The following is a 13,726-nucleotide window of genomic DNA, read 5'->3' on the forward strand; positions in this document are numbered from 1 at the left end:
TATAATTTGGAGTTTAAAATTATTTTTAAAAAAGCATATAATAGAAATGTGAAAACGGTATCAACTAAATAGAAAGGGAGATTTGCATGAATAAGTTGATAAAAACATTAAAAGAAAATTTCGTTTTCTTGCTCATGGTTCTGCCAGGAGTTATTTGGTTGATTTTATTCTTCTACATTCCGGTTTTCGGAAACGTAGTTGCCTTTCAGGATTTCCATATTCACCCTGATGGTTTCATTGCCAGTATCTTAAATAGTAAATGGGTGGGATGGGATAACTTCAAATTCCTATTTAGCTCAAGGGACGCATTTATCATCACCCGTAATACCCTGCTTTACAACTTCGGATTTATCATTCTAGGTTTGATTGCTGCAGTGGCGATTGCGATTATCTTTAGTGAAATGCGATCTAAGAAGTTAGTGAAAGTGTACCAAACTTCGATGCTCTTCCCTTATTTCTTGTCTTGGGTTATTATCAGTTACTTTGTAGATGCTTTCTTAAACATTGATAAAGGACTGATTAATCACTTGCTTCAAGGTTTTGGAAAGGAAGCCATTAACTTCTATACAACTTTAGGAATTTGGCCGGCTCTTTTGCTCTTCTTGGGTATTTGGAAGGGGCTTGGATATAGTAGTGTTATCTACTATGCAACCATTATGGGGATTGACCCGACCTACTATGAAGCTGCAACAGTGGATGGTGCGACTAAGTGGCAACGCATTCGCAACATTACCTTGCCTCAGCTGACACCTCTGATTACGGTTTTGACCATTCTAGCAGTCGGAAATATCTTCCGCGCGGATTTCGGTCTCTTCTATACAGTAACCCGTAACGGAGGAGGAGGATCTCTCTATAGCGTTACCAACGTTTTGGACGTATATGTCTACAACGGACTTTCAGGAACTGGAGACATCACAATGGCCGCAGCTGCAGGATTGTACCAATCCGTTGTCGGTTTAATACTCGTTTTAGTATCTAACTTGATTGTTCGCCGCATAGATAAAGATTCTGCGCTATTCTAGAAAGGAGGAACCAATGAAAAAATCGGAAAAAATCAAAAAAGAAAAAATCGATAACGTTGGTATCCATGCCTTCAGTAAGCCAGCTAACTTATTTTTCAGTATTTTAATTGGGATTATTGCCCTATCTTGTATCTTGCCATTTATCTTCGTTATTATGATTTCTATTACAAATGAGTCTGTGATAGCGACAAATGGTTTCAGCTTCTGGCCTTCTAAATTTGGCTTTGACGGTTATCTTTTCCTGGTACAGTTTAAGGATAAAATTTTAAACTCCCTTTTTATCACTCTGTTTGTGACAGCAGTCGGTACCAGCGTCAATGTCTTCATGACAACGACATACGCATATGCAATTTCTAGAAGAACATTTAAATACAAACGCTTCTTTACAGTATTTGCTTTGATTACCATGCTCTTTAATGCAGGTATGATTCCAGGTTACATCGTGGTAACTCAGTTGCTACGAATCGGAGATACCATTGCAGCCTTAATTATACCAATGTTGCTTTCTCCATTTAACATCATCTTGATGCGTACCTTCTTTAAACGGACGATTCCAGAAGCAATTCTTGAATCAGCTAAGATTGATGGTGCAAGTGAAACACGGATTTTCTTCCAAATTTGTTTACCACTTGCTCTACCAGGTATTGCCACGATCAGTCTCTTCACAGCTCTAGCTTATTGGAATGACTGGTTCAATGCCTTGCTTTATATCAAAAATCCAGATTTCTATCCTTTGCAATACTTGCTGATGCAAATCCAATCAAATATGGACTACATTGCAAAATCAACAGGTCTGTCATCACAAGTTGTTGGGGCAGCTAGTGGACTGCCTAAAGAAACTGGTCGTATGGCCATGGTGGTTGTGGCAACCTTGCCAATTGCAATGCTCTACCCATTCTTCCAACGTTATTTCGTAAAAGGTTTAACGATTGGTGGGGTCAAGGAATAAAAGTCCTAAACCTGCCTGTCATGTTTGGACTTCCTTGAAGTCAGCTTCGTAACTGAGCTTATCAGTTCATTAAATTGTTTATCAAAAAATAAAAATAAAGGAGTTTTTCTTATGAAAAAGTGGCAAAAAGTCGCACTCTTCTCAGCCAGCGCACTCTTGATTACAGCTTTGGCTGCCTGCGGTAGCAGTAAATCATCTAGTTCAGAAAATGGTCCAACAACCATTAAGATGTACCAAATTGGTGATAAACCAGACAACTTGGACAAATTGTTGGAAAATGCTAACAAGATCTTGGAAAAGAAAGTTAATGCTAAATTAGAAATGCAATACCTTGGTTGGGGTGACTACAGCAAGAAAATGTCTGTAATTACTTCATCTGGTGAAAACTATGATATCGCTTTTGCTGATAACTATGTTGTAACTGCTCAAAAAGGTGCTTATGCTGACTTGACAGACCTTTATAAGAAAGAAGGGAAAGAACTTTACAAAGCTCTCGACCCTGCTTACATCAAAGGTAACACTGTAAATGGTAAGATCTATGCTGTTCCAGTAGCTGCTAACGTTGCATCATCACAAAACTTTGCCTTCAACGGTCCTCTTTTGGAAAAATATGGAATTGACATTTCAAACGTGAATTCATATGAAACACTTGAACCTGTTTTGAAAGCAATCAAAGAAAAAGATCCAAACGTTGTACCATTTGCAATTGGTAAAAACTTCATTCCATCAGAAAACTTTGACTACCCAGTAGCAAACGGCCTTCCATTTGTTATCGATATGGAAGGTGACACTACTAAGATCGTCAACCGTTATGAAGTTCCTCGCTTCGTAGAACACTTGAAGACTCTTCACAAATTCTACAATGCTGGATACATTCCTAAAGATGTAGCAACAAGTGATACCACTTACGAACACAACAGCGATACATGGCTTGTTCGTGAAGAAACAGTAGGTCCTGCTGACTATGGTAACAGCTTGCTTTCACGTGTAGCAAACCGTAAGATCGAAATCAAACCAATTACTAAATTCATCAAGAAAAACCAAACAACTCAAGTTGCTAACTTTGTCATCTCAAACAACTCTAAGAACAAAGAAAAAGCAATGCAAGTATTGAACGAATTGAACACTAACCCAGAACTTCTTAATGGACTTGTTTATGGACCAGAAGGAGAAAACTGGGAAAAAGTTAAAGGTTCAGAAAACCGCGTAAAAGTCTTGGATGGCTATAACGGAAACACTCACATGTCTGGATGGAACACTGGTAACAACTGGATCCTTTACATCAACGAAAATGTAACTGACCAACAAATCGAAGATTCTAAGAAAGAATTGGCTGAAGCAAAAGAATCACCAGCTCTTGGATTTATCTTCAACACAGAACCAGTTAAATCTGATATCACAGCTGTTACAAACACAATGCAACAATTTGATACAGCTATTAACACTGGTACAGTAGACCCAGAAAAAGCTATTCCAGAATTGATGGAAAAACTAAAATCTGAAGGTGCTTACGACAGAGTACTGAAAGAAATGCAAAAACAATACGATGAATTTTTGGCTGCTAAAAAATAAGCCGAGGTAAACATTGAGGTTGGGACGTAGATCCCGACCTCCTTGTTTTTTTCTTGTTCGATTGTTCAATTTTGAAAAGAGCAAGGAACTAAAATATGGTATAATTTGTTTATATGAACTTTAGATTGAAGATGAAATAGAAGAGGTAGGATATGGGAAAATTTATTGAATTTATTTTTCAAAAAATTTATATGGCTATGCTGGCATCAGGGATTTTTTTAGTCCTGACTCTCTGTGGTGGTGTCTTGTTTGGCCTAGCACCTGCTAGTACGGTTTTAATGACTCTTTTTGCTCAGTACCGATATGATTATAAAGCTTATAAGTGGCAAGAGGCTTGGTCCTTATTTAAAGAGAACTTTTTTCGTTCTAATCAGGTTTTTTATACCCTACTTTCAATTGAGGCAATTTTCTTGTATGGCCTCTATCTTCTTGTCCAGCTTCCTCAGTCTATTTTAACTGTGATTATCAGTATTTTAAACCTGCTTTTAGCTCTTCTGTTGCCATTAGCTTATGCGGTTTATTTGAAATTGCAGGTTTATTTCGAGTTATCTTATGTTAATTCAATGAAGCTTTCCTTTATTGGCATGTTTTTGAATATTGGAGCAATGTTTAAGATTGCATTTGGAACGGCCATGATTATGGCAATCTTTTATTACATGCCAGCCTTGGTTTTCTTTGTCTTTCTGGGCGCTTGGCATTTCTTTATCAGTGATTTATTAGAACCAGTCTATCAGTTGATTGCTTCTAGATTAGTGGACAAACCATGAAAAAATTTTGGCTAAATTCCTTGCTAAGAGTCTATGCAATGACCATGTTTGTCATTGTTGGCTTTGTAGCTTTGTTAATCTCTTATGCCAGCTGGCAGTCCAAGGTTCAAGAAGTAACAGAAACTTCTCAGCGTATTTCAACAAGACTTGTTGACGAAGTTGAATCCTACTATCAGCGTGGTGTTCAAATCACTAAAAACCTTGTAGGTAACCAGGCCAAGTTAGAAGGTGTCTATAATTATTTCACCATGTCGCCCTCTGAATACATTTATTGGCGTTTAAATAATGGCCTTCTTGGGATTGTTGAAGTTTCGCTACACGAGAATATTGCCGATATTTATCTGCAGAATGATTTTGTGGCAGGTTTTGATATTGCATTGCAGGATTATAAGACAGTCTTTGTTTCAACTCGTCAAAAACAAGGAGGAATGCAAGTTGAAGCTAGTAAATATAAGCCCGCTAAGAATGCTTTTCCCATTCCTATTTATGACAGTGTCACCAGCAACCATATCGGGGTCGTTTATCTAACGATTGATTCTCAAGTTTTTGAACAAACGATTGACAATATTCGAAATACAACCCCTGTACTGGTTAAAATTATCTCACCCTTTCAAAAAAATATGCTGACTTTTGGGGAAGGAAAAAGTAAGAATTGGCTGGTCAAGGAGACACCTCATGGCTATGGTGTTCAAGTGGCTGTCCCAGAACATTATGTTTTAGAGAGAAGTTTAGTAAATGCCATTGTCATAGTGGCTATTAGTGCAATTCTAACAGGTAGTCTTTATCTGATTTTGCAACGAGTATTCCGTAACTATCAGCGCCAGGTTATTGATTTGGTGGATACGATCCAAGCAATAGGACAAGGAGACAGTCACTTAAGAATTGAGACTGCAACCAAGGAGCAGGAATTGCTCTTAATTGCTGATAACACCAACACCATGTTGGATAATCTTGACCGCAATATTCATGACATCTACCAGCTACAGCTGAGTCAAAAAGATGCCAATATGCGGGCTCTGCAGGCCCAAATTAATCCGCATTTTATGTATAACACTCTGGAGTTTATCCGTATGTATGCGGTTATGAAGAGCCAAGAAGAACTTGCGGATATTATTTATGAATTTAGCAGCTTGCTGAGAAACAATATTTCTGATGAGACGCAGGTAACCTTGGAAAGCGAATTGGAGTTCTGTCGTAAATACAGTTATCTCTGTATGGTGCGCCATCCAAATTCGGTTGCTTATGGCTTTACCATTGCTGAGGAGCTTAAAGGCATGATTATTCCTAAGTTTACCATTCAGCCTTTGGTGGAGAACTATTTTGCCCACGGCATAGACTATCGCCGAAAGGACAATGTAATCAGTGTCAAAGTCTTGAAAAAATCTGATGCAGTTCAAATCATTGTTCAAGACAATGGCTGTGGAATAAAGGCTGATAAGCTTGCAGAAATCCAGCAAATTTTAGCCAAGCGTCAATTGGAAAATTCGGAAAATAAGGAGAAAAGGACCTCGATTGGGATTATCAATATCCACGAACGTTTCTTGCTTTTCTTTGGGGACCGCTATAGCATTGCTGTAGAGTCGGGAGAAAATAAGGGTGTTCGCTATATTATAGAAATCAAGGATGAATAAGAAAACACCATGCATAAAGTATTACTAGTTGATGATGAATACATGATTACCGAAGGTCTGAAAGTTCTCATCCCTTTTGAAAAATGGAATATGGAGGTTGTGGCAACAGCCAATGATGCTGAAGAAGCTCTGGACTATGTTAAAAACCACCCTGTTGATTTGGTCATCACCGATGTCAATATGCCAGGTATGAATGGTCTAGAAATGATTGCCCAGATGAAAGAAAGCCTACCTAAACTTGCCTTTATCATCTTGTCAGGCTATCAGGAGTTTGAATATGTCAAAAAGGCCCTAAATTTGCAGGTGGCTGATTATTTGGTCAAACCTGTCAATAAGGTTGAGCTTGCAGCTATTTTAGAGAAACTTTCCCAGCAATTTGACCAATCTTCTCACCATCAAATGGAAGCAATTTTCCAAGATGGTCTATCAGAGGGAGATTTGACTAGACTGTTAGAAAAGGAAGGAACAATTTGGCTAGGAGCTAGCCGAGTACCTCAAGGTATCGCTTCTACTTCGTATTCCGTATCTGGTCAGAACCTATATCTTTTCCTATCACGTACGAAAGAAGAGAGCCTCTACCAGATAGAGCTGGAGCCTCCTTACAAAGATAATTTGCAACAATTCAAATCCAATCTCGAGAAAGTTGTCTTTTATGGAATGGTTGGCTTGCAACAGGCGGATCCCCTTTTTCAATACTATGAACCCATGTATCGCGTGATTATCCAGGGGAATATCAATCAGATTTTGGATGAGTTAGACTTGCTAAAAGGTGTTGTCTTGAGCCACACACCAAGAATATCGATTACCAAACAGCTCTTTATTCAATTTATGATGGATGTTTATCATTTGTTCGAGCATTTGAAACCAGATGATATGACCAGCATTATCAAGGAAATTGAAGGCATGACGTCCTTTGAGGACCTGCTAGACTATATCAAGCAAAAGCTAACTCATTTATTTGCTCAGTATCGTATGAATGAAAATGTTGCCAGTGTTCTAGAAGTCATTGGTCGCGATTATCAAAAGGATCTGTCTTTAAAGGATATCAGTAAAGACCTCTTTATCAATCCGGTCTACCTAGGACAGTTGATTAAGCGTGAGACCAATTCGACCTTTGCTGAGCTTCTGAATAAGCAGAGGATTAAGGCAGCCCAACAGTTGCTTTTGTCAACCAATGACAGTATTGAAGATGTCTGTTATGCAGTGGGCTACAGCAATGTTGGATATTTTTACAAGGTGTTTAGAAAACTCTGTGGCAAGTCGCCAAAGGCCTACCGCCAGCAAGTAGACTAATGAATCAGATAAAGCTAGAGATCTATTTAGAATTTTTCTCTTTAAAAAGCAGAAAAATTGGAATAAATAGGTCCTGTTTTTATACCATCAGAAAGAGTATAATGAAGGTGACTTTTATAAAGTGAGGTAACCATATGCTTACATTTCCAAAAGACTTTGTTTGGGGTTCTTCCACATCTGGTCCGCAAACTGAAGGTCGCGTGCCTGGTGACGGCAAGGGTGACAATCTCTGGGATTACTGGTACCAAGTGGAGCCCAATCGTTACTACAATGAAATCGGTCCAGAACAAACATCTACTTTTTATCAACATTGGGAGCAAGATATTGATCTTCTAGTCGAGACAGGTCATACAGCCTTCCGAACTTCTATCCAGTGGTCACGGATTTTCCCACAAGGCCGAGGCGAAGTTAATCCTCAAGGAGTGGCTTTCTACCGTCAGGTATTTGAAGCCATTAAGGCTAAGGGAATCCGTCTTTTAGTCAATCTCTACCACTTTGACCTGCCTTTTGCCCTTCAAGAAGATGGCGATGGTTGGGAAAATAAGGCAACCATCAAGGCCTATGAGGACTATGCTCGCTTCTGTTTTGAGACTTACGGAGACTTGGTGGACCAATGGATTACCTTTAATGAACCTATCGTTCCGGTGGAGTTTGGCTATTTTTATGATGCCCATTATCCTCACAAGGTGGATGCAAAAGCAGCAGTTCAGGTTGCTTATCACACACAACTAGCGAGTACCCTTGCAGTCAAGGCTTGTCATGAAATCTTGCCTGACTCTAAGATTGGGATTGTCCTAAACTTGACGCCAGCTTATCCACGTAGCCAGCATCCTGCTGATTTCAAGGCTGCGCATATTGCGGACCTTTTCCAAGCCCAATCTTTCTTAGATCCATCTGTTTTAGGGACTTATCCAGATGAGTTAGTGGAGATTTTGTCTGAGCATGATTTGCTGCCAGATTATACAGCGGAGGAGTTGGAACTCATTCGCGAGCACACCGTGGACTTCGTTGGAGTCAATTACTACCAGCCTTTGCGGGTTATGGCACCGCGTTTTGCCAAGCATCCAGACAGTCCACTCCTGCCAGAGCATTTTTATGAGCCATATGTCATGCCTGGTCGTAAAATCAACCCCCACCGTGGCTGGGAAATATACGAGCAAGGGATTTATGATATCGCTCAAAATATCAAAGAAAATTATGGCAATATCGAATGGATGCTGACGGAAAATGGAATGGGAGTTGAAGGTGAAGAAAGATTCCGTGAAGATGGCTTTATCCAAGATGATTATCGTATTGACTTTGTCAAAGGCCATCTGCGCCAGCTCCACCGTGCCATTCAAGACGGGGCCAACTGTACTGGCTATCTCATGTGGACCTTTATCGATTGCTGGTCTTGGCTAAATAGCTATAAAAACCGTTATGGTTTGATTGAATTGAATTTGGAAACTCAAGAACGGATTATTAAGAAATCAGGTTATTGGTTCCGTAAGCTTAGTCAGCAGAATGGATTTGAAGAATAAATAAGATGGCCTATCAACAAAAAGTTGGTAGGCCTGTGCTATGATTTGAATATCAAAATATGTTATAATAGCACCAATATTTTTGAAAAATGGAGAATAAAAGGTGGATTTCAAGACAGAATTGGGACAAAGGATTCAAAATCTCCGTGAAAGCAAAGGATTAAGTAGACAGGCAATCTGTGATTTAGAAGATGTGTTAACGACACGTCAGCTCCAACGGATTGAGAAAGGACAGTCTCTGCCCACGATTGCAACAGCAAAGTATATTGCTGACAAGCTTGATGTTTCTTTAGATGTCTTGGCTAACAATAATAGTTTAGAATTACCTCCTGAATACATTGATTTGAAATATCAACTACGAACCTTGTATCATTATGGAGATCCAGAACGTCTTTGTTTGCTCGAAAAAATTATTGATGAAATTTATGAAAACTATTTTGAGAATTTACCAGAAGAGGAGCAAATATCTATTCAGGTAGCTCAGGCAACTGTTGACATGGTCAGTGCTAAAGATCCTTCCTTTGATCAAGGTTTATTAGATGAGTACCTAGAGCAGGCAATGAAGAAAAAGGAATTAAGCTTCAATGATGTGGAGATTATTCAATTGCGCTTGCTTTCCTTAGCATTAGGAGACTTTAATCAGGAAGAATTTGTAGACTTACTCGGTAAAGTGATCTTGGCTGCAGACTACTTTCCATTATCGGATCTGGAAAAGGTTCAAAATACGATTGTTTCAGCAGCAGGTGTATTGGCCCATTATGGGATATACGATATATTACCTGATATTGTAAACGTACTAAATGATATTATGACAAAAAGACGTGATTTTCAGGACAACATTTTTGTTCATGCCCTAAATTGGAAGGTTGCTTTATTTGTAGAAGATAATCTAGAGAAAGCAAAAAATGATTATCAAAAGGTATGCATGATGGCAGATTTATTATCTGAGGATTTAGTGAAAAGAAATATGCAAGAAGAATGGATTGAAGATCTTGGGAAAAAGGGTCTTAAATATACTAATATTTAAAGAATTTAGGCTATCCAGAAGAAACTTGCCAGAAGTTTTTTCTGAGAAGAGTTGCTAATTGATTAAGTTGCCTCAAGGAAATATCAACTATTCAAATTCAGGAAGTTATCATGTGTTAGTTTATTCAACAAATAACCTATCAACTAGAATGTTGATAGGTTTTTCTTAAGCTTATCTTAACTAGACCAATTTTTGAAGATTTGTAGCTTGACAAACATAAAGAAACATTGTATACTGACTTCGCTAATGATTTTTCTATAAAATCAGACTATACCAATTTTAAAGGAGAGTAGTGATGTCCTTGGAACATCACTCAATTAGTAAGTATGTGTGGAATTGTCGGAGTTGTCGGAAATCGCAACGCAACTGATATCTTGATGCAGGGTTTGGAAAAATTGGAATACCGTGGTTACGACTCAGCTGGAATTTTTGTAACAACAGGAAAAAATTCTAACCTGGTCAAATCTGTCGGCCGTATTGCAGACCTGCGTTCTAAAATTGGAATCGACGTAGCAGGTTCGACTGGTATTGGTCATACCCGCTGGGCTACTCACGGGAAACCAAGCGAGAGCAATGCCCACCCTCATCGCTCTGAGACAGGACGTTTTGTGCTGGTTCACAATGGTGTGATTGAAAACTACCTTGAAATCAAAGAAGAATACCTTTCAGGTCACCACTTCAAAGGACAAACAGATACTGAAATTGCAGTGCATTTGATTGGGAAATTTGTTGAAGAAGACGGTTTATCAGTCCTAGAGGCCTTTAAAAAAGCCCTTCATATTATTCGTGGATCATACGCCTTTGCCTTGGTTGATTCAGAAGATTCTGAGGTCATTTACGTTGCAAAAAATAAATCTCCACTTCTAGTTGGTCTCGGAGAAGGCTATAATATGGTCTGCTCAGATGCCATGGCCATGATTCGGGAAACCAATCAATTTATGGAAATCCATGACCAAGAGTTAGTTATTGTTCGTAAAGATAGTGTAGAGGTTCAGGACTATGACGGCAACCTTCAGGAACGCGAAAGTTATACTGCTGAGTTAGACTTGTCTGATATTGGTAAAGGAACCTATCCTTACTATATGCTCAAGGAAATCGATGAGCAGCCAACTGTCATGCGTAAACTCATCCAAGCTTATACGGATGAAAACGGCCAAGTAGTTGTAGATCCAGCTATCGTCAAGGCTGTACAAGAAGCTGATCGTATTTACATTCTTGCAGCAGGGACTTCTTACCATGCTGGCTTTGCCTCTAAGAAAATGCTTGAAGAATTAACAGATACGCCAGTTGAGCTAGGAATTTCATCTGAATGGGGCTACGGTATGCCACTTCTCAGTAAAAAACCACTCTTTATCTTTATTAGTCAGTCTGGTGAAACAGCTGATAGCCGCCAGGTCTTGGTCAAGGCCAATGAAATGGGGATTCCAAGCCTAACAGTTACAAACGTGCCAGGATCAACCTTGTCTCGTGAAGCCAATCATACCATGCTTCTTCATGCGGGGCCTGAAATCGCGGTTGCTTCTACCAAGGCCTATACTGCACAAATTGCTGCCTTGGCTTTCTTAGCTAAAGCAGTAGGAGACGCCAATGCTTCTGAAAAAGCTGCAGCCTTTGACCTAGTTCATGAACTATCCTTGGTAGCCCAGTCTATTGAATCAACCCTTTCTGAGAAAGAGCTAATTGAGAGCAAGGTTGACAATCTTTTGGGGACAACTCGTAATGCCTTCTATATCGGTCGTGGTCAAGATTACTATGTAGCCATGGAAGCCAGCCTCAAGCTTAAAGAAATTTCTTATATTCAGTGTGAAGGATTTGCAGCTGGTGAATTAAAACATGGTACGATTGCCTTGATTGAAGAAGGAACACCAGTTCTGGCCCTCTTATCAGATCCTGTCCTTGCCAACCACACGCGGGGAAATATCCAAGAAGTAGCAGCTCGTGGTGCCAATGTATTGACCATTGCTGAAGAAAATGTAGCCAAAGACAATGATGATATTGTACTCAGTCAAGTACATCCTTATCTGTCACCGATTTCTATGGTCGTTCCAACCCAGCTCGTTGCTTATTATGCAACCCTGCATCGTGGTCTGGATGTTGATAAGCCACGTAACTTGGCCAAGTCAGTAACCGTTGAATAAGATCATAAAACCTAGTTCTGCTAGGTTTTATTTGTTTTCTCAAAAATATTCTGTTATGCTATAGGTTATAAGGAAACATTTCTTATATACTACTTATAGATACATGGGGGATCGGATGAAGAAAAAAGGTAATGTCATTTCTCTGATTGTCGGCTTGGTTTTTGGGAGTTCATTTTTGGTGAGAACCTTCTTGATTTATCAGGCTAGAGAAGCCAAAAGACAGGAAGTTGCTAAGGTCAAAGATGTACAGAAAACAATTCAATCTATAGATGAGAAAAGAAGTGAAGAGGTGAAGAAACAATTGAGTAAAACTCTCAGTAGCGCCTTATCTTCCCACTCAGCTTATGAAAAGTACACTCAGATTGATAATCAGTATGCGCTAGGTGTTCGAGCGGGAGCTTACTATTTGGTAACCCTTAGTACGAAAGAGGAGCGCTTACTAGAGGGTGTGGATCAGGCATTTTCTACAACATATAAAGATGAAGATAGCGGAGAGAATGGTGTTGCTTTGTTAGGACATAAAGATGGTGCTTGGCATATATTGGATGAAAAAGGTGAAACGATTATAACACTAGAACAAACGGATATCTCACCAGAATCAAAAATGATCATAAAAAATAATACAGTCAGCTTCCAATGATTTATGAGTAAGAAGTGAATTGACAACTCCCCCGAGAAAACTTGGGGGATATTTTTTAGGAGCAGGATATTGGTTAAATGTCTTGAAAAAAGCATGAAAAAAATTTAGTTTGGTGAAATAGTTGCCGTGAGATATGCTATAATAAATTGAATGCAAAAAAGAAAAACTTGCAAATCAGATTAAAGGTGTCAGGGAAGTCTGATTAACTTAATTCTGATAGCATAAAAGAAGAGGAATTTTATGACAAAATTATATGGAAGTTTGGAAGCTGGCGGGACTAAGTTCGTCTGTGCGGTTGGTGATGAGAAGTTTGAAATTGTTGAAAAAACACAGTTTCCTACTACAACACCGATTGAAACTTTAGATAAAACGATTGAATTTTTCTCTCGTTTTGATAATTTAGCTGGTTTAGCTGTTGGCTCTTTCGGACCAATTGATATTGATCAAAATTCAAAAACTTACGGTTTCATTACGACAACTCCAAAGCCACATTGGGCGAATGTGGATATCGTTGGTGTCCTTCGTCGTGCTCTTAATGTACCCATTTACTTTACTACTGATGTCAATAGTTCCGCTTTTGGAGAAGTGGTAGCTCGCAACAACGCTGGTGGCCGTATTGAAAACCTGGTCTATTATACAATTGGGACAGGAATTGGAGCTGGAGCGATTCAGCGTGGAGAATTTATCGGTGGTGCTGGTCACCCAGAAATGGGTCACTACTATGTAGCTAAGCATCCGATGGATGTAGAAAAAGAATTTAATGGTGTCTGTCCTTTCCATAATGGCTGTTTGGAAGGTCTGGCAGCTGGTCCAAGCTTGGAAGCTCGTACCGGAATCCGTGGTGAAAATATCGAGCTTAACAGCTCTGTCTGGGATATTCAAGCTTACTACATTGCTCAAGCTGCGATTCAAGCTACTGTAACTTTCCGCCCAGACGTGATTGTCTTTGGTGGTGGAGTAATGGCGCAACAGCACATGTTGGACCGTGTTCGCGAGAAATTCACAGTGTTACTCAATGGCTATCTTCCTGTTCCAGATGTTCGTGATTATATTGTGACACCAGCTGTAGCTGGTAATGGTTCAGCAACGTTGGGTAACTTTGTACTGGCTAAAGAAATCAGCGAACGACATGCAAAATAAAGGAGTAAAGGTCTGACTTGATCAGGC

11 protein-coding genes are annotated in these 13,726 nt (G+C 39.3%); all 11 read left to right on the forward strand.

Annotation, left to right across the window (positions count from 1 at the left end; all coding sequences use genetic code 11):
- Positions 1-86: 86 nt before the first annotated feature.
- The 11 genes from O3640_RS07970 (at position 87) to scrK (ending at position 13,699) form a co-directional block, all read left to right on the forward strand.
- Positions 87-1,022, forward strand: coding sequence for a sugar ABC transporter permease (locus tag O3640_RS07970; protein WP_008809751.1), 936 nt, complete (start codon positions 87-89; stop codon positions 1,020-1,022).
- A gap of 13 nt (positions 1,023-1,035) precedes the next feature.
- Positions 1,036-1,971, forward strand: a complete 936-nt coding sequence (locus O3640_RS07975) for a carbohydrate ABC transporter permease (protein WP_061603339.1) — start codon at positions 1,036-1,038, stop codon at positions 1,969-1,971.
- A 111-nt stretch (positions 1,972-2,082) separates the two neighbouring features.
- Complete coding sequence (locus O3640_RS07980; RefSeq protein ID WP_012130800.1) at positions 2,083-3,543, forward strand: ABC transporter substrate-binding protein; 1,461 nt, start codon at positions 2,083-2,085, stop codon at positions 3,541-3,543.
- Positions 3,544-3,695: 152 nt separating this feature from the next.
- On the forward strand, positions 3,696-4,310 hold the full coding sequence (locus O3640_RS07985) for a YesL family protein (RefSeq protein ID WP_061603338.1): 615 nt from the start codon (positions 3,696-3,698) through the stop codon (positions 4,308-4,310).
- Positions 4,307-5,941, forward strand: coding sequence for a sensor histidine kinase (locus tag O3640_RS07990; protein ID WP_227221473.1), 1,635 nt, complete (start codon positions 4,307-4,309; stop codon positions 5,939-5,941). Before O3640_RS07985 ends, O3640_RS07990 begins: the two co-directional genes overlap by 4 nt.
- Positions 5,942-5,950: 9 nt before the next feature.
- Positions 5,951-7,234: a response regulator transcription factor gene (locus O3640_RS07995; RefSeq protein ID WP_227221472.1), complete on the forward strand. Its 1,284-nt coding sequence runs from the start codon at positions 5,951-5,953 to the stop codon at positions 7,232-7,234.
- A 134-nt stretch (positions 7,235-7,368) separates the two neighbouring features.
- Positions 7,369-8,754, forward strand: coding sequence for a glycoside hydrolase family 1 protein (locus O3640_RS08000; protein ID WP_227221471.1), 1,386 nt, complete (start codon positions 7,369-7,371; stop codon positions 8,752-8,754).
- Between the two features lie 103 nt (positions 8,755-8,857).
- Entirely contained in the window at positions 8,858-9,781 is a 924-nt protein-coding gene (locus O3640_RS08005) for an XRE family transcriptional regulator (RefSeq protein WP_268709864.1), read from the forward strand.
- A gap of 326 nt (positions 9,782-10,107) precedes the next feature.
- Positions 10,108-11,919, forward strand: a complete 1,812-nt coding sequence (gene glmS, locus O3640_RS08010; RefSeq protein ID WP_061598903.1) for a glutamine--fructose-6-phosphate transaminase (isomerizing) — start codon at positions 10,108-10,110, stop codon at positions 11,917-11,919.
- 115 nt (positions 11,920-12,034) lie between these two features.
- Positions 12,035-12,559 (forward strand): hypothetical protein, encoded by a 525-nt coding sequence (locus O3640_RS08015; protein WP_061596801.1) that lies wholly within the window; start codon positions 12,035-12,037, stop codon positions 12,557-12,559.
- 240 nt (positions 12,560-12,799) lie between these two features.
- Positions 12,800-13,699 carry a fructokinase ScrK gene (scrK, locus tag O3640_RS08020; RefSeq protein ID WP_045773521.1) on the forward strand — a complete coding sequence of 300 codons (900 nt, stop codon included), beginning with the start codon at positions 12,800-12,802 and terminating at the stop codon, positions 13,697-13,699.
- Positions 13,700-13,726: the final 27 nt, after the last annotated feature.

Origin of the sequence: Streptococcus sp. 27098_8_75 (assembly GCF_041432475.1) — a bacterium.
Taxonomy (GTDB): domain Bacteria; phylum Bacillota; class Bacilli; order Lactobacillales; family Streptococcaceae; genus Streptococcus; species Streptococcus gordonii.